14 protein-coding genes and 1 pseudogene are annotated in these 16,336 nt (G+C 71.5%); 9 read left to right on the top strand and 6 right to left on the bottom strand.

Annotated elements, in window-relative coordinates:
* Positions 1-54 precede the first annotated feature (54 nt).
* The 5 genes from pheS to ACZ41I_RS23990 all read left to right on the top strand — a co-directional run bounded on the left by pheS (position 55) and on the right by ACZ41I_RS23990 (position 7,236).
* On the top strand, positions 55-1,176 hold the full coding sequence (gene pheS / locus ACZ41I_RS24010) for a phenylalanine--tRNA ligase subunit alpha (protein WP_363215981.1): 1,122 nt from the start codon (positions 55-57) through the stop codon (positions 1,174-1,176).
* Positions 1,176-3,698 (top strand): phenylalanine--tRNA ligase subunit beta, encoded by a 2,523-nt coding sequence (gene pheT, locus ACZ41I_RS24005; protein WP_468515015.1) that lies wholly within the window; start codon positions 1,176-1,178, stop codon positions 3,696-3,698. Before pheS ends, pheT begins: the two co-directional genes overlap by 1 nt.
* A gap of 256 nt (positions 3,699-3,954) precedes the next feature.
* On the top strand, positions 3,955-5,052 hold the full coding sequence (locus ACZ41I_RS24000) for a PP2C family protein-serine/threonine phosphatase (RefSeq protein ID WP_468321269.1): 1,098 nt from the start codon (positions 3,955-3,957) through the stop codon (positions 5,050-5,052).
* Positions 5,053-5,293: 241 nt separating this feature from the next.
* Positions 5,294-6,634, top strand: a complete 1,341-nt coding sequence (locus ACZ41I_RS23995; RefSeq protein WP_399771187.1) for a transcriptional regulator — start codon at positions 5,294-5,296, stop codon at positions 6,632-6,634.
* Between the two features lie 65 nt (positions 6,635-6,699).
* A complete protein-coding gene (locus tag ACZ41I_RS23990; protein WP_363215977.1) occupies positions 6,700-7,236 on the top strand; it encodes an NUDIX hydrolase in 537 nt (178 codons plus the stop codon).
* Here the strand turns inward: ACZ41I_RS23990 and ACZ41I_RS23985 are convergent.
* Together ACZ41I_RS23985 and ACZ41I_RS23980 are read right to left on the bottom strand one after the other, a co-directional pair.
* Positions 7,233-7,490, bottom strand: a complete 258-nt coding sequence (locus tag ACZ41I_RS23985) for a hypothetical protein (protein ID WP_360097962.1) — start codon at positions 7,488-7,490, stop codon at positions 7,233-7,235. The genes ACZ41I_RS23990 and ACZ41I_RS23985 overlap by 4 nt on opposite strands.
* 194 nt (positions 7,491-7,684) lie before the next feature.
* Positions 7,685-8,557, bottom strand: a complete 873-nt coding sequence (locus ACZ41I_RS23980) for a 3-hydroxybutyryl-CoA dehydrogenase (protein ID WP_363215976.1) — start codon at positions 8,555-8,557, stop codon at positions 7,685-7,687.
* A 175-nt stretch (positions 8,558-8,732) separates the two neighbouring features.
* Between ACZ41I_RS23980 and ACZ41I_RS23975 the strand changes: the two genes are divergently transcribed.
* Complete coding sequence (locus ACZ41I_RS23975) at positions 8,733-9,959, top strand: glycoside hydrolase family 10-like protein (protein WP_468515040.1); 1,227 nt, start codon at positions 8,733-8,735, stop codon at positions 9,957-9,959.
* Here the strand turns inward: ACZ41I_RS23975 and ACZ41I_RS23970 are convergent.
* On the bottom strand, positions 9,929-10,156 hold the full coding sequence (locus tag ACZ41I_RS23970) for a DUF1918 domain-containing protein (RefSeq protein WP_363215974.1): 228 nt from the start codon (positions 10,154-10,156) through the stop codon (positions 9,929-9,931). The two genes, ACZ41I_RS23975 and ACZ41I_RS23970, sit on opposite strands and share 31 nt — an antisense overlap.
* 19 nt (positions 10,157-10,175) lie before the next feature.
* Positions 10,176-11,087 carry a DMT family transporter gene (locus tag ACZ41I_RS23965; protein WP_363215973.1) on the bottom strand — a complete coding sequence of 304 codons (912 nt, stop codon included), beginning with the start codon at positions 11,085-11,087 and terminating at the stop codon, positions 10,176-10,178.
* Here ACZ41I_RS23965 and ACZ41I_RS23960 point away from each other — a divergent pair.
* From ACZ41I_RS23960 to ACZ41I_RS23950, 3 genes are all read left to right on the top strand, one after another.
* On the top strand, positions 11,086-12,519 hold the full coding sequence (locus ACZ41I_RS23960; RefSeq protein WP_399771196.1) for a PLP-dependent aminotransferase family protein: 1,434 nt from the start codon (positions 11,086-11,088) through the stop codon (positions 12,517-12,519). The genes ACZ41I_RS23965 and ACZ41I_RS23960 overlap by 2 nt on opposite strands.
* A 73-nt stretch (positions 12,520-12,592) precedes the next feature.
* Positions 12,593-13,030, top strand: coding sequence for a GNAT family N-acetyltransferase (locus ACZ41I_RS23955; protein ID WP_468515014.1), 438 nt, complete (start codon positions 12,593-12,595; stop codon positions 13,028-13,030).
* A gap of 73 nt (positions 13,031-13,103) precedes the next feature.
* Positions 13,104-13,697, top strand: a complete 594-nt coding sequence (locus ACZ41I_RS23950; RefSeq protein ID WP_399771201.1) for a histidine phosphatase family protein — start codon at positions 13,104-13,106, stop codon at positions 13,695-13,697.
* Here the strand turns inward: ACZ41I_RS23950 and ACZ41I_RS23945 are convergent.
* Positions 13,679-14,122: a DUF6314 family protein gene (locus ACZ41I_RS23945; protein WP_468321278.1), complete on the bottom strand. Its 444-nt coding sequence runs from the start codon at positions 14,120-14,122 to the stop codon at positions 13,679-13,681. The two genes, ACZ41I_RS23950 and ACZ41I_RS23945, sit on opposite strands and share 19 nt — an antisense overlap.
* A gap of 406 nt (positions 14,123-14,528) precedes the next feature.
* A pseudogene (locus tag ACZ41I_RS23940) lies at positions 14,529-15,992 on the bottom strand (UvrD-helicase domain-containing protein).
* Between the last annotated feature and the right edge of the window lie 344 nt (positions 15,993-16,336).

Raw genomic sequence — 16,336 nt, 5'->3', positions numbered from 1 at the left:
GCCAGGGGGCACCTCCCAGCGTCAGCTGGGGGACAATCGGAAGCACGGGAAGAGATGTCGGCACCCAATAAGTCGTACGACCCAGTCGAGGTCGAGGCGTTGAAACCGGAAGAGATCGAGCGCATGCGGGACGAGGCGCTCGCCGCCTTCGCCGCCGCGGACTCCCTCGACGCGCTCCACGAGGCCAAGGTCGCCCACACCGGACCCACCTCTCCGCTGGCCCTCGCCAACCGCGAGATCGGCGCCCTGCCCCCGCACGCCAAGGCCGAGGCCGGCAAGCGCGTCGGCATGGCCCGCGGCGCCGTGAACAAGGCTCTCGCCGCCCGCCAGGCCGAGCTGGAGGCCGAGCGGGACGCCCGCGTGCTCGTGGAGGAGGACGTCGACGTCACGCTGCCGCACGACCGCGTACCGGCCGGCGCCCGCCACCCGCTGACCACGCTCTCGGACCGCATCGAGGACATCTTCGTGGCCATGGGCTACGAGGTCGCCGAGGGCCCGCAGGTCGAGGCGGAGTGGTTCAACTTCGACGCCCTCAACATCGGCCCGGACCACCCCGCCCGCGGCGAGGCCGACACCTTCTTCGTCCAGGGGCCCGACGGCGGCACCGAGTCCGGTGTCGTACTGCGCACCCACACCTCACCGGTCCAGATCCGCTCCCTGCTCGACCGCGAGCTGCCGGTCTACGTGATCTGCCCCGGCCGCGTCTACCGCACCGACGAGCTGGACGCCACGCACACGCCCGTCTTCCACCAGGTCGAACTGCTCGCCGTGGACGAGGGCCTGACCATGGCCGACCTCAAGGGCACCCTGGACCACATGGTCCAGTCCCTGTTCGGCGAGGGCATGAAGACCCGGCTGCGGCCGAACTTCTTCCCCTTCACCGAGCCGAGCGCCGAGATGGACATGCTCTGCTACGTCTGCAAGGGCGAGTCCGTCGGCAACCCCGACCGCCCCTGCCGTACCTGCTCCAGCGAGGGCTGGATCGAGCTCGGCGGCTGCGGCATGGTCAACCCGCGGGTGCTCACCGCCTGCGGCGTCGACCCGGAGAAGTACAGCGGCTTCGCCTTCGGGTTCGGCATCGAGCGGATGCTGATGTTCCGCCACAACGTCGAGGACATGCGAGACATGGTCGAGGGTGACGTCCGGTTCACCCGGCCGTTCGGGATGGAGATCTGATGCGGGTCCCGCTTTCTTGGCTGCGGGAGTACGTCGACCTGCCGGCGACGGAAACCGGCCGCGACGTCCAGGAGAAGCTCGTCTCGGCCGGCCTGGAGGTCGAGACCGTCGAACAGCTCGGCGCCGACCTCAAGGGCCCGCTGGTCGTCGGCCAGGTGCTGACCATCGAGGAGCTGGAGGGCTTCAAGAAGCCGATCCGCTTCTGCACCGTCGACGTCGGCCAGGCCAACGGCACCGGCGAGCCCCAGGAGATCGTCTGCGGCGCCCGCAACTTCGCGGTCGGCGACAAGGTCGTGGTCGTCCTGCCCGGCGCCACGCTCCCCGGGGGCTTCTCCATCGCCGCCCGCAAGACGTACGGCAAGACGTCCCACGGCATGATCTGCTCCACCGACGAGCTGGGCATGGGCGACGACGGCACCCACGGCATCATCGTGCTGCCGCCGGAGACCGAGGTCGGCAAGGACGCCATCGAGCTGCTGGAGCTGGTCGACGAGGTCCTGGACATCGCCGTCACCGCCAACCGCGGCGACTGCCTGTCCATCCGCGGCGTCGCCCGCGAGACCGCCATCGCCTACGGCCTGCCGCTGCGCGACCCGGCCCTGATCGACGTACCGGCCCCGAACGCCTTCGGCTACCCGGTCCAGGTCTCCGAGCCGTTCGGCTGCGACCGCTTCACCGCCCGCACGGTCACCGGCCTGCGCCCCGAGGCCCGCTCCCCGATCTGGCTGCAGCGCCGGCTGCAGAAGGTCGGCATGCGCCCGATCTCGCTCGCCGTCGACGTCACCAACTACGTGATGATGGAGCTGGGCCAGCCGCTGCACGCCTACGACCGCACGCTGGTCCAGGGCACCATCGGCGTGCGCCGCGCGCAGGAGGGCGAGAAGCTCGTCACCCTCGACGGCGTCGAGCGCAAGCTGCACGCCGAGGACCTGGTCATCACCGACGACCGCGGCCCCATCGGCCTCGCCGGCGTGATGGGCGGCGCCAACACGGAGATCGCCGACCACGAGGTCACCGAGGACGGGGTCAACGGCACCACCGACGTGGTGATCGAGGCGGCCCACTTCGACGCCGTCTCCATCGCCCGTACGGCCCGCCGCCACAAGCTGCTGTCCGAGGCGTCCCGCCGCTTCGAGCGCGGCGTCGACCCGCAGGCCGCCGCGGCCGCCGCGCAGCGCACCGTGGACCTGCTGGTGCTGCTCGCGGGCGGCACGGCCGAGGCCGGTGTCACCGAGGTCGTCGCGCCCTCGGCCCCGCACACCATCACCCTCCCGGCCGACCACCCGGACAAGGTGGCGGGTGTCGTGTACGGCCGTGAGACGGTCGTCCGCCGCCTGCAGGAGGTCGGCTGCGACGTGTACGGGCAGGACGAGCTGATCGTCACCGTGCCCTCCTGGCGGCCCGACCTCGTGGACCCGAACGACCTGGCCGAAGAGGTCATCCGCCTGGAGGGCTACGAGAACCTGCCCTCCACGCTGCCCAAGCTGCCCTCGGGCCGCGGTCTGACCCACCGCCAGCGGCTGCACCGCCGGGTCGGCCGCGCGCTGGCCGGAGCGGGTTACGTCGAGGCACCGAACTACCCGTTCGTCAGCGAGCAGGTCTTCGACCAGCTCGGCCTGGAGTCCGACGACCCGGCCCGCCGCGTCGTCAGGCTGGTCAACCCGCTCAGCGACGAGGAGCCCGCGCTGCGCACGACGCTGCTGCCGGGTCTGCTGGGTGCCTTGCGGCGCAATGACGGCCGGGGCTCGCACGATCTGGCCCTGTTCGAGACCGGGCTGGTGTTCCACCCCGCTCGGGAGCAGCGTGTCGCCGGGCACCTGCCCGTCGACCGGCGTCCCACCGACGACGAGATCGCCGCGCTGAACGCCGCGCTGCCCGAGCAGCCGCGGCACGTGGCAGCCGTCCTCACCGGCGCTCGTGAGCAGGCCGGCTGGTGGGGCAAGGGCCGCCCGGCCGGGTGGGCCGACGCGGTCGAGGCGGCGCGTGCCGTCGCCCGGGAGGCCGGTGCGGAGCTGGTCGTGCGCAAGGGGCAGTACGGTCCCTGGCACCCCGGCCGCTGCGCCGACCTGGTGGTCTTCGCCGACGGCACGGAGAAGGTCGTGGGCCACGCCGGAGAACTGCACCCGCGTGTCCTGAAGGCCCTGGGTCTGCCCGAGCGCACCTGCGCGATGGAGCTGAACCTGGACGCCCTGGAGGCGGTGGGCGACGGTGCCCCGCAGGCGCCGAGCATCTCCACGTTCCCGGTCGCCACGCAGGATGTCGCCCTCGTGGTCGACCTGCCCGTCCCGGCCGCGGAGGTCGAGACGGCGCTGCGCGACGGTGCCGGGGAACTTCTTGAGTCCATCCGGCTGTTCGACGTGTACGAGAACGCCGAGCAGCTGGGGGACGGGAAGAAGTCGCTGGCGTATGCGCTGCGCTTCCGCGCGGGTGACCGGACGCTGACCGTGGATGAGGCGTCGGCTGCGAGGGATGCGGCTGTTGCCCTTGCGGGTGAGCGGACCGGGGCGGTTCTGCGGGGCTAGTGCGCCCAAGGGGCGGGGAGCTGTTCCTGTTCGGCGGCCTCGGGTGACCCGTGGTTCGTCGCGCAGTTCCCCGCGCCCCTGGGCCGGTGGTCCTTCCGTCAGCTGCATAAATGCACGGTGGCCTGGGAGTTCTCACTCGTTCGGGTGGGAGTGGGAGGCGATCTGGTCCTTCCGGGCCATGGCGTCGACAGAATCGGACCGGCCTTTCGGGGTCGGTCCGTCTGCTCTGTCAGGGCCCACTTGGGGGACCATCGGCATGAACCGCATCAAGGCACGGGCGCCCACCGCGCGTGGAGTCGTACTGACCATGGTCTGGGGGGCCGTGGCGGTCGGCTACAAGTGGGGTTGTCCGACCGCCCAGCAGGACGGGTTCGGCGCGCGCGTCGTCACCAGCGCCGTGTTCTTCGCCGTCGGTGCCGGGCTGATACTCCATGTCCGCGGCGCGCTGCTGCGTGAGCTGCGGCAGGCCCGCCGGGTGGCCCGGGCCGCGCAGAGCGTCGTCCTGCGTCCGCCGCCGCCCCGCCTCGACGGGCTGGTTCTGGCCGCCGCCCAGCTGTCCGCGGAGCGCGGCGCATGCGTCGGCGGCGACCTGTACGAGGCGATCGCCACCGAGCACGGGGTGCGGGTGGTGATGGGGGATGTACGCGGGCACGGTCTGACCGCCCTCGGCACCGTCGCCGCCGTCCTCGGCAGCTTCCGCGAGGCGGCCCACGACGAACCCGAACTCGGCGGCGTGCTGCGCCGGCTGGAGCGCGCCCTCGCCCGGCACCTGCGTGAACGGTCCCGCGCCGAACACCCCGCGCACGGCGGCCCGGACCCCGACCATCCGGTCGCCGAGGAGTTCGTCACCGTGCTGCTCCTGGAGATCGACAGGGAGGGTGGTGTGCGGGCTCTCAACTGCGGTCATCCGTGGCCGTACCGGATCAGCGATGCGCGGGTCGAGCCGCTGAGCCGGGTGGATCCGCTTCCGCCGCTGGGTCCCTTCCCCCTGCCGAAGGCCTTGGAGGCCCACCCCTGCGGCCCCCTGCTCCCCGGTGACTCGCTGGTCCTCTTCACCGACGGTGTGGAGGACGCCCGGGACGCCAAGGGACGCTTCTTCTCTCTGCCGACGGCACTGCGCGAGGCCGTACGCGATCAGCCGGTCTCCCCTCAGACGATCCTGCGCACGCTCTTCACAGCCCTCCTGCACCACACGGGCAACGGTCCGAGGGACGACATAGCGGTACTGGTCCTGCGCAACGATCGAACGAGGGACAAGCTCTCCTGCCCGGGGGCGCGGGACAGTGAGATGTACGGCTCCGCCGCGCGGGCGCGACAAGCCCCCACAGACCCGCAGCCGACAACGCACCACTAGCCGCACCCGCATACCCGCACCCGCATACCGGCATACCCGCACCCGCGTACCCGCAGCCGGGCCGCCGCTGTTTCGAGGGGGAGCCGGCGGCCCGGCCAACCTCTTGCGAGGCATCTCAGTCAACCGGCGGAACACGCTGAGCGACAGCGCGCGTACAGCGCGGATGCACGTGTTCCGTTCACACCCCGTGTGAAGGCGGAGCCACTACGCTGAGCGCACCAGGCCACTCGGGGGGCATCCCATGCAGCCCAACACTCTGCTCGACGCGATCCTGGACGAGGCGGGGATCTCGCACGCCGGCCTCGCCGCCCACGTCAACCAGGCGGGCCGGAGACGGGGCCTTGTGCTCCGGTACGAACACACCGCCGTGGCCCGCTGGTTGAAGGGCCAGCGGCCGCGCGGCCAGGTGCCCGACCTGATCTGCGAAGTGCTGGCCGCGCGCCTGCACCGGCCGGTCACCCTGGACGACATCGGCCTCGGAGTGCCGGGTGAGCCGAGCACACCGCATGCCGGTTCGCTCAACGGGTTCGTGGAACGCGCCACCGCTCTGTGGCGTTCCGACGAACAGCAGCGGCCGCATGTGCTGGGCGCTCCCGCCGTCACCGGCACCCCGGCCGTCATGCCGGTGTGGGAGTGGGAGAACCCGCCGGAGGACGTCGATGTCTCGCGCGGCGGCCGGCACCGGGTCACCGCGGCCGACATCGGGATGCTGCGGGCCGCGCGGACACACTACGAGCAGATGTACCGCAAGGCCGGCGGCATCGCGACCCGGACGCGGATCGTCGGGTTTCTGAACGCGGAGGCGGCACCTCTGCTGCGCGGCAGCTACACCGACGCCACCGGCCGCCAACTGCACCGGGCCACGGGCGGGTTGGTGGCCATCGCGGGCATCTGTGCCTACGACTCCGACGCGCACGGTCTCGCGCAGCGCTACTTCCACCAGGCGCTCAGACTGGCGAAGGCCAGCGGCGACCGGGGACTTGGCGCCTACGTCATAGCCCTGCTGGTCAACCAGTCGCTGTTCATGCGGGAGTACCGGCAGGCCGTCGCCTTCGCCGAGGCCGCGCTGCGGGCCGCGGGCAAGCACATCACCCCGGCGCTCGCCTCGGACCTGTACGCGATGCAGGCCAAGGCGTACGCCCACCTCGGCGACTCCGGCAGCGCCCTGTCCTGCATCCGGCGCGCGGAGCAGGCGGCCGAGCGGATCCGGCGCGGCTACGAACCCGACGAGACCGGCTATGTCCAGCCGGGCCTGGTCAATGTGCAGGTGGCCGAGGCGCTGCTGAGCCTCGGTGAGCTGGCCGCCGCCCGGGAGCATGCCGCGGCGGCGGTCGACAACCCCGCCCACGACCGGGGGCGGGTGCACCGGCTCGCCATGCTCAGCACCATCGAGCTGCGCCAGGGCAACGCCGACAAAGCGGTGGCCACCGCCGTGCAGATGGCCGAGCAGGCCCGCGGGATGGAGTCCCAGCGGCTGCGCGACAGACTCCGCGCGGTACGCGAACACCTGGTGCGCTGTGGCTCGGCCGGGACCGCCGAGGCCGCCGAACTCATCGACGGGGCACTGCGCGTACCGCTGTAGGCCCACTGTAGGTGCACAGTCCCTGCTGCGATATTGCCACTTACTCAGCGGAAGGTGGCAGAACCGTGCAGTGGACGAAACAGAACGAACAAACTGTGTATGCGAACCGCTGGTTCAGCGTCAATCTCGCAGATGTCGAGCTGCCGGACGGCCGGCATCTCGACCACTTCCTGATCCGGCTGCGGCCCGTGGCGGTGGCCACGGTCGTCAACGACGCCAACGAGGTGCTGCTGCTGTGGCGGCACCGGTTCATCACCGACAGCTGGGGGTGGGAACTGGCCGCGGGCGTCGTGGAGGACGGTGAGGACATCGCGAGCGCCGCTGCCAGAGAACTGGAGGAGGAGACCGGCTGGCGGCCGGGGCCCCTGCACCACCTCATGAGCGTGGAGCCGTCCAACGGCCTCACCGACGCCCGGCACCACATCTACTGGTCCGACCGGGGCGAGTACCTCGGGCATCCCGTGGACGACTTCGAGTCGGACCGCCGGGAATGGGTTCCCCTCAAACTCGTCCCCGACCTGATCGCCCGTGGGGAGGTCCCGGCCGCCAACATGGCGGCCGCCTTACTCCTGCTGCACCACCTCAGGCTCGCCGAGGGTTAGCGGGCCAGCGCCTGCCAGACCGTCACGACGAGCGCGCCGAGCGCGGTGAGCGCGGCGAGGGAGGGCAGCGGCCAGCGTGCGTGTTCCAGTGAGACCATGCGGGAGTTCAGCTCGTCCAGGTCCTTGGCGGTCTCCTCGGTGCGATGACTGAGCAACGCCAGCCCTCCCTCGACTCGGGCATAGGCCACGTCGAGGCGGCGTCGTAACTCTGCGAGTTCTCCGTGGACCACGGGATGCTCCGGATCGGCGGTCACGGGTGCGCTCCTTTCGGTAGTCGGCATGGATGGTTCCGCGTCCCTTGCATGCGCATGGTGAGTCAACTCGCCTGGTGGGCGCGTGGGGAGCGTGTGCGACGGGCATATGCGTGCCCGGCGCGCACACGGCGTGTGAAACGGACGGGCCCGGCGCCGAGTTCGGTGCCGGGCCCGTAAGGCGTAGCTCTGTGTGATCAGCTGTAGGTGTAGAAGCCCGAGCCGGTCTTCCGCCCGAGCCGGCCCGCCTCGACCATGCGCTGGAGCAGCGGGGGAGCGGCGTACAGCGGCTCCTTGTACTCGGCGTACATCGAGTTGGCGATGGAGACGATGGTGTCCAGGCCGATCAGGTCGGACAGCTTCAGCGGGCCCATCGGGTGGGCGCAGCCCATCTCCATGCCGTTGTCGATGTCCTCACGGCTGGCGATGCCCGACTCGAACATCCGGATCGCGGAGAGCAGGTACGGCACGAGCAGCGCGTTCACCACGAAGCCGGAGCGGTCCTGGGCGCGGATGGCGTGCTTGCCGAGCACCTTCTCGGCGAAGACCTGGGCACGGCTGAGGGTGCCCTCGGAGGTGGTGAGCGCCGGGATCAGCTCGACGAGCTGCTGCACCGGGGCCGGGTTGAAGAAGTGGATGCCGACGACGTGGTCCGGGCGGGAGGTGGCGACCGCCAGCTTCACCAGCGGGATCGAGGAGGTGTTGGAGGCGAGGATCGCGTCCGGGCGGGTCACCACCTGGTCGAGCACCTGGAAGATCTCCGTCTTCACCTGCTCGTTCTCCACGACGGCCTCGATCACGAGGTCACGGTCGGCGAATTCGCCGAGGTCCGTGGTGAAGCTGAGGCGCGCCTGAGTGTCGTCCCGCTCCTCCTCGCTGATCTTGCCGCGCTCGGCGGCCTTGGCCAGGGAGTTGTACAGCCGGGTACGGCCGATCTCCAGGGCCTCGCCGGTGGTCTCGGCGACCTTCACCTCCAGCCCCGCGCGGGCACACACCTCGGCGATGCCCGCGCCCATCTGGCCGCAGCCCACGACTCCGACCCGCGCAATGTCTCCCGATGGGAAGCCCATTACATCGTCCCCTTCGCTGGTGTTCCGGCTCTCGCTGGCAGACCTCCGGGTTCGGCGCCTGCTCCGATCGTGCACGTTACCGCCAAGTATCGATGATCGATCGCCCGGGGCGGTGCATCCTGGGGCGCGGAACGATCCGTGACGGAGCGGATCCATGGCGTACGGGGGTGTGCGGATGGGGCGGCTGGCACGCCGGGCCTTCACGCTGGCGGCACTGTCCTCGCTGGTCACGGCGCCGTGCGCGGTCGCGGCACCGGCTCGTCGACCGCGCTCGGCCACCGAGATGCGGGGTGTGTGGATCGCGACGGTGGCCAACCGGGACTGGCCGTCCCGTCCGGGCCTCACCGCGGCCGCGCAGCGGGGGGAGCTGGCCGCCCATCTGGACAAGGCGGCCCGCGACCGGCTCAACACGGTGATCCTGCAGGTGCGGCCCACCGCCGACGCCCTGTGGCCGTCACCGTACGAACCCTGGACCGAGTACCTCACCGGTACCCAGGGCGGCGACCCCGGCTGGGACCCGCTGGGCACCGCGGTGCAGGAGGCGCACGCCCGGGGACTGGAGCTGCACGCGTGGTTCAATCCGTACCGGATCGCGAACCATTCCGACCCCGGCCGGCTCGCTGCCCGGCACCCGGCCCGTGAGCACCCCGACTGGGTGGTGCGGTACGGCGGGAAGCTGTACTACAACCCCGGTCTGCCTCAGGTCCGCGCCTTCGTCCAGCGGGCGATGCTCGACGCCGTCGCCACGTACCCGGTCGACGCCGTCCACTTCGACGACTACTTCTATCCGTATCCGGTCGCCGGCCAGACCTTCGACGACGATGACGCCTACGACCGGTACGGCGACGACTTCTCCAGCCGGGCCGCCTGGCGGCGGGACAACGTCGACACGCTGGTGAAGGAGATGGCCGCCGGTATCCAACGGGTCCGGCCCGGCACCCGGTTCGGGATCAGCCCGTTCGGGGTCTGGCGCAACGCCTCGACCGACCCGCGCGGCTCGGACACCCGGGCGGGCGTGCAGACGTACGACGACCTGTACGCGGACACCCGTACCTGGGTGCAAGAACACTGGATCGACTACATCGTCCCGCAGCTGTACTGGCACATCGGCTTCGCGGACGCCGACTACGCGAGACTGGCCGACTGGTGGGCGTCGGTCGCGCAGGGCACCGGGACACACCTGTACCTCGGCGAGGCCCTGTACAAGGCCGGGGCCGCCGGGCAGCCCTCGGCCTGGCAGGACCCGGTCGAGCTGTCCCGGCACCTCACCCTCGCCGCTCGCCACCCGCAGGTGCGCGGGCATGTGTTCTTCGCCGCCAGGGACGTGGCGGCCGACCCGATCGGGGCGATGTCACGCGTGATCGCCGACCACTACGGGCGATCGGCGAAGCCGCCCCGTTGATCCATCGCCTGCTCGTCCCGGTGCTTGACCTGGCAGTCGGGTCCGGGGGACATGATCGCCTCGTGCCCGTCCTCGAACCGGACGCGGTAGGGCGGGTTGCCCTCGGAACCCAGGACTTCGACTACTTCAGAGACCTGGTCGTGTTGGCCGACCACCCTGCCGTGCTGGACAAGACGATCGCCCTTGGATGCACGCATCTGCAGGCCCTCCTCATGATCACGACCGCTGAGTGACGGCGATGCACACGAGCACGGCGACGGCGGTCACCGGGGCGGCCGCCGTGAAGTGCTCGCCCAGCAGCAGCGCCGACCACACCAGTGTGAGCAGGGGCTGGGCCAACTGCAACTGGCTCGCCCGCGGAATGCCGATGGCCGCCATGCCCCGGTACCAGACGACCAGGCCGAGGAACTGCGAGCCGAGCGCCACCCACAGCAGACCCGCGATGCCGTGCCCGGTCAGCTGCACGGGCTCGTACGACAGCGCCACCGCGGCGGCGGGCACGCTCAGCGGCAGACACAGCACCAGCGCCCAGCCGATCACCTGCCAGCCCGGGATCACCCGGGCCAGCCGGCCGCCCTCCGTGTAGCCGGCCGCACACACCAGCAGGGCCGCGAACAGATAGCCGTCGGCGGCCGTGAGCGCGCCGCCGCTCTGCGCCACGGTGAAGGCGACCACGGCCGCGGCCCCCGCCAGGGCGGCCAGCCAGAACCGGCGCGAGGGGCGGCTGCCGGTGCGCAGGGCGGAGAACACGGCGGTGGTCAGCGGCAGCAGCCCCACCACGACGGCCGCGTGCGCGGTCGTGGAGGTCTGCAGGGCGAGCGTGGTCAGCATGGGGAAGCCGAGCACCACACCGGCGGCGACCACGGCGAGACCCGGCAGATGCCGGCGCTCGGGCAGCGGCACCCGGAGGACGAGGAGACAGCCGCCCGCGACGAGCGCGGCGAGGACGCTGCGCACGGCCACCAGCGACCAGGGGCCGAATCCCTCCAGGCCCCAGGCGGTGGCCGGGAAGGTCAGCGAGAAGGAGGCGACGCCGAGGGCGGCAAGACCGGTGCCGAGGCCGCGGCGCTCGCGGGGAGCGGTGACCGCTATCGCGCTCGGGACAGTAGCGCTACTCTGTGTTCTCATGAACCAGCGTAGCAGTGTCCGCGAACTGGCAGAAGAGCTCCGCCGCGACCTCAACCGCTACTCTCCGGGTGGAAAGCTCCCGTCGAGCCGGGCGCTGGTCGAGCAGTTCCGCGTGAGTCCGGTGACCGTCTCCCGCGCCCTCGCCCAGCTGGCCGCCGAGGGGCTGGTCGTCACCCGCCCCGGAGCCGGTGCGTTCCGGGCCGGACCACGCCCGGCGGAGACGCCGGCCGGGGACACCTCCTGGCAGGAGGTCGCGCTGAGCGCCGACGGCGCCGCCGAGCTCGTACCGCGCACGGTCGACGCCTCCGGGGTCACCGTGTCACTGGCCGCGCCGCCGCCCGGTGTGCTGGAGTTCAACGGCGGCTATCCGCATCCCTCCCTGCAGCCGGAGCGGGCCATGGCGGCTGCCCTGGCCCGGGCCGGGCGGCGGCCGGGCGCCTGGGGGAGGCCGCCGCTGGAGGGACTGCCGGAGCTGCGGGAGTGGTTCGCACGCGGCATCGGCGGCGCCGTCACCGCCGCCGAGGTGCTGATCGCGGCCGGCGGCCAGTCCGCCCTGGCCACCGCCCTGCGCGCGCTCGCCCAGCCCGGCGCCCCGGTCCTCGTCGAGTCGCCCACCTACCCCGGCATGCTGGCCCTCGCCCGCGCCGCCGGGCTGCGCCCCGTCCCGGTGCCCGTCGACCCCGACGGCGTACGCCCCGACCTGCTCGCCGACGCCTTCCGGGCCAGCGGCGCCCGGGTGTTCGTCTGCCAGCCGCTGTTCCAGAACCCGACCGGTGCCGTCCTGGCCCCCGGCCGGCGCGCCGAGGTGCTGCGCATCGCCCGCGAGGCCGGCGCGTTCGTCATCGAGGACGACTTCGTCCGGCGCCTGGTGCACGCCGACGCGGGCCCGCTGCCCCGCCCGCTGGCCGCCGACGACCCGGACGGGGTGGTCGTGCACGTCGGCTCGCTGACCAAGGCGACCTCGCCCAGCTTCCGGGTGAGCGCCCTGGCCGCGCGCGGCCCGGTGCTGGAACGCCTGCGCGCCATCCAGGTCGTAGACAGCTTCTTCGTTCCCCGGCCGCTGCAGGAGGCGGCGCTGGAACTGGTCGGCTCCCCGGCCTGGCCCCGGCATCTGCGAAACCTGTCCGCCGAGTTGAAGACCCGCCGCGACGCCATGACCGCCGCGCTCGCCGCCCACCTGCCCGAACTCGCCCTGCCGCACATCCCGTCCGGCGGCTACCACCTCTGGCTCCGCCTCCCCGACGGCACCGACGAATCGGCCCTCACCTCGGCCGCCCTCCGCGCCGGCGTCGCCCTCACCCCCGGCCGCCCCTACTTCAGCGCCGAACCCCCCGCGGCCCACCTCCGCCTGAGCTTCGCGGCGGTCGCCGGCACCGGGGAGATCACAGAAGGGGTACGACGGCTGCGGACGGCCTGCGACGAGGTGTTCTGACCAGGTGTTCCAGGGCGCCGGTACGGGTAAATCCGGTCGACGCACGTGCCCGGCGCCTGTGAGGATCCGGACCATGAGCGACACACCCACCCTCCCCGACGGCTACGAGTTCTCCGCCGACACCGCCCGCGTCGACGTCGACCGCGTCCACGGATGGCTGTCGGCCGACGCCTACTGGGCGATCGGCCGGACCCGCGAGAAGCACGAGCGGGCCATGGCGTCCTCGCTGAACTTCGGGGTGTACGACGAGGCCTCGGGGGAGCAGGTGGCGTACGCGCGCGTGGTGACCGACCAGGCGCTGTTCGCCTGGCTCGCCGATGTGTACGTGGATCCCTCGGTGCGCGGCAAGGGCGTCGGCACCGCCTTCGTCGGCCGCATCCGCGACCACCTGAAGCCGTACGGCCTGCGCCGCATGCTGCTCGCCACGCACGACGCGCAGGGGGTGTACGAGAAGGTGGGCTTCCGGCCGCTGGACCGCCCGGATCAGTGGATGGTGCACCCCTTCGAGTAAGCATTCGCATACCCCGGGCAACTCCTGGGCAACAGCTCTTGACCTGCGTACCTGCACGGCTCACCATCACCGCATGCCACTGAGGGTGACGTTCGTCGCCGCCGCGCGCAGTTCCCCGCTGCTCGCTGAGCGCTTCGAGGACGACCGGCCGCTGGACCAGGCCGGCTGGGACGAGGTGCAGCGCGCCGCCGGGGACCTGCTGCCGCTGGCGGCGGCCGAGCTGCGCTACTGCTCGCCGACCCCGCGCAGCCGCGCCACCGGCGACGCCCTCGGGTACGCCCCCCTGGTCCAGCTCGCCCTGCGCGACTGCGACATGGGCCGCTGGCGCGGGCTGACGCTGGGCGAGGCGATGGCCCGCGAGCCGGAATCCGTGGACGCCTGGCTCGCCGACCCCCGCGCCACCCCGCACGGCGGTGAGTCCCTGCTGGCCTTCATCTCCCGGGTCGGCGGCTGGCTGGACACGCGCCCGCCGGACGACGGCTGCCGGATCGTCGCGGTCGCCGAGCCCTCCGTGATCCGTGCCGCGTTGGTGTACGCCCTGAAGGCACCACCCGCGAGCTACTGGAACATCGACGTCCGCCCGCTGTCGACGACCACGGTGACGGGCCGCTCCGGCCGCTGGAACCTGCGCTTCGACGGTGTGCCGGCTCAGCCCTCGCGCACATAGTCCGTGCTCAGCACCAGGTCCTTCGCCGGGCCGCCGACCCGCCACACCGTGCTCCAGTGGTCGGCGTCCTGGACGGTGAACTCGCCCCGGTAGAGATCGGCCGCGCACGGGTGGTCGGCGACATACCGGCCCGAGGTCAGGTCGAGGTCATGGAACGGCCGCCCGTCGGCGAACCGCACGTCCGCCGTGCCCGGCGCGCCGCCCGGCAGGAAGTGCAGGGTCCGGGTCGCGGGCCGCGCAACGCCCTGCCAGGTGAAGGTCCCCGACTCCTCGTGCAGCAAACCGCCCCCGTCCAGCGGGCTGAAGACGGCGACCCCTTCGAAGTGTCCCTCGTCCCCGCTCGCCAGGTCGCGCACCCTCCGCTCGACCCGCCACCGCCCGGCCAGATGGGCCAGCACGTCGGCCACGGGCCAGCACTCGCCCATCGCTCCTCCTTCCCGCGGCACACGGTTCACGTACACCTTCCCTGCGTGGCCGCGCATGGTCTCACTTTTTCACTGAGCATGGTCGGATCCCCGTCGCGTTCGTCGTCTCCGGCTGGGTGATGCTGTGACCGAGAACTCCAGTTGGCAAATCATGGACTGAGATGCGCAGGTCGGGAGCGGGTGGAGCGTCCTTGTTGGCAAATCATGAGAAGGATAGTTGGCAAATCACGGTCGCCGTCGTTGACTCTCTGTAACTGGAGGTAGCTCTACCTGCGACGACACGAGCGAGAGGTTGAGTGTGCTGCACAAGGCTTGCGAGATGACCGAGTCGACTGGCTAGGCCACCACTCGGCCGCCCTGGTCGTGGACGGGCTGGGGAACTGGCTGCCCCTCGATGTCTGCGGCGTCAACCACTCTCGTTCTCCTGAGGGGTGGCGTTCCATGCCAGGCCGCCGAGGTCGAGTTGGTGGCGGGCACGGGTGACGGCGACGTAGGCGAGACGGGCGTCCGTGCCGCTTACTTCCGGGGCCTGGTCGGCCGCGCTCGTGCCGGAGTTGGGGTCCTTCGGCTGGGGGAAGTCGTTGCCGATCCTGACGGTCGGCCATTCGCGGCCTTTGGCTTTGTGGGCGGTGGAGACGGTGACGTCGGCGTGTGCTTCCTCGGTGAGGTCGGACACGGCAGCGAGGATGGCGTCGGGACCGTGGGTGTCGACGAGGTCGACGAAGGGCTGCAGGTCGCAGCCGGCCGGATCGTAGGCGGCGTAGTCCTGCAGGTCGCCCCAGGACGCGAACAGCACCAGCTCGGGGTGATGAGTGCGGCGCCCTTCCTTCAAGTCGCGTGCCGCAGAGGCGAGTTGGGCTAGTTGCTGGCCTCCCCGGGTGAGGGCTACGCGGTGTCCTTCGCCGAGCAGACGCATGACCTCTGTCATGGCGCCGATGTTGGTGCGGCACAGCACGGCGTCGGGGTGGTCGACGCTGCTGACCTCTGCGGGAACGCTGGTGGTGCCCGTCAGCCGGATTGGGGCGTCGGCGAGCGCGAGCCACCGGTTGGCCTCGTTGGCGATCTGTGGCCCGAAGCGGAACGAGCGGGTGAGGGTCAGCTGTTCGGCGTCGAAGCCGGTCATCACGTCGGTTGCGCCCCGCTAGCCGTAGATGGCTTGGGCGGAGTCGCCGACCATGACGAGCTGGGCGTGGTCGCGCTGTGCGGTGAACACCTGCTCCAGCACCGGGTTGGTGTCCTGGGCCTCGTCGAGGAGGAGGAAGTCGGCCTTGATCTTCGGCCTGGTCAGCGCCCACATCTTGAGGTAATGGTCGTGTTCGAAGCGGACGATGCCGTGGTCGGGGCGCTGCAGGTCCGCCCATGCCTTGGCGGCGAAGGGGAGCACGAGTTCGGCGAACTGACGATGGGCGGCGGGGGCGTCGAGGCCGCGTAGGCGCGGCACGTGGTGTTGGGCCAGTGCGCTGTCGGCGGAGTGGCAGAAGCGGGTGACGGTGCGCAGCACGTTGCGGGACAGGGTTCTCTGGCTGATCTCGTGGTCGGCGATCCGTACGGGGCGGAGGATGCCGAGGGACTGTCCGGTCTTCCAGGCCGGCTGGCGGGGGCTGTTGAGTCGGTCGGCATAGCGGTGTCCGAGTGCGGCGAAGGCGGTGGCGTGGGCGGTCCGGCACTGCACCGTGGACGGGAAGCGGGCTGCGGCGTCCTGCGCGATGTCCTTGTTGAAGGCCAGGTAGCGGCCCCGGCGTTTGGTGCCGGCGGCGAGCATGCACAGGGTGCTGGTCTTCCCGGTTCCGGCTCCGGCCTGCAGTGCGAGGTGCCGTCCGGCGCGGAAAGTGTCCGCCGCGTGGACCTGTTCGTGGGTGGGGGTGTGCAACGTGTGCTCCGTGGGAGGGGAACGGCCGGAACGGGGCGCAGCGGATGGCTGCGTCCGGCCGGGGAGGCGACGGCGGGCTCAGCGTGGCAGACGTACCTGCCGAAGGCGGCCTGCGGCGCAGGTCAGAACTTCTTTCAGGGGGTGGTGGGTGAGCAGGCGCTGTATCTGCGATTCAAGGCGGTGGCGCCGCTGGCGTTGCTCGTGCGCGAGATAGGCCGTGATTCGTTCGGCCAGGACGTCCCCGGCGCGCTGGCCAAGCGTGGCCGCCTCCTCGCGGATCTGCGCGTCGGCGCGGCGGCTGAGGGCGACATTGAGCAGGACATGGCCCTGGCGGTCGGGATAGT

It is taken from the genome of Streptomyces sp. NPDC030799, assembly GCF_055572255.1.
Note: the sequence above shows the minus strand (reverse complement) of the source record. Positions and strands in the feature narration are given on the sequence as shown.

Bases quoted from the DNA above. Each gene is read 5' to 3' on its own strand.
- ACZ41I_RS23975 (WP_468515040.1), top strand. From the start codon at position 8,733: ATGGGGCGGCTGGCACGCCGGGCCTTCACGCTGGCGGCACTGTCCTCG.
- ACZ41I_RS24000 (WP_468321269.1), top strand. From the start codon at position 3,955: ATGAACCGCATCAAGGCACGGGCGCCCACCGCGCGTGGAGTCGTACTG.
- ACZ41I_RS23980 (WP_363215976.1), bottom strand. From the start codon at position 8,557: ATGGGCTTCCCATCGGGAGACATTGCGCGGGTCGGAGTCGTGGGCTGC.
- ACZ41I_RS23955 (WP_468515014.1), top strand. From the start codon at position 12,593: ATGAGCGACACACCCACCCTCCCCGACGGCTACGAGTTCTCCGCCGAC.
- ACZ41I_RS23950 (WP_399771201.1), top strand. From the start codon at position 13,104: ATGCCACTGAGGGTGACGTTCGTCGCCGCCGCGCGCAGTTCCCCGCTG.
- pheT (WP_468515015.1), top strand. From the start codon at position 1,176: ATGCGGGTCCCGCTTTCTTGGCTGCGGGAGTACGTCGACCTGCCGGCG.
- ACZ41I_RS23970 (WP_363215974.1), bottom strand. From the start codon at position 10,156: ATGCGTGCATCCAAGGGCGATCGTCTTGTCCAGCACGGCAGGGTGGTC.
- ACZ41I_RS23960 (WP_399771196.1), top strand. From the start codon at position 11,086: ATGAACCAGCGTAGCAGTGTCCGCGAACTGGCAGAAGAGCTCCGCCGC.
- pheS (WP_363215981.1), top strand. From the start codon at position 55: ATGTCGGCACCCAATAAGTCGTACGACCCAGTCGAGGTCGAGGCGTTG.
- ACZ41I_RS23945 (WP_468321278.1), bottom strand. From the start codon at position 14,122: ATGGGCGAGTGCTGGCCCGTGGCCGACGTGCTGGCCCATCTGGCCGGG.
- ACZ41I_RS23995 (WP_399771187.1), top strand. From the start codon at position 5,294: ATGCAGCCCAACACTCTGCTCGACGCGATCCTGGACGAGGCGGGGATC.
- ACZ41I_RS23965 (WP_363215973.1), bottom strand. From the start codon at position 11,087: ATGAGAACACAGAGTAGCGCTACTGTCCCGAGCGCGATAGCGGTCACC.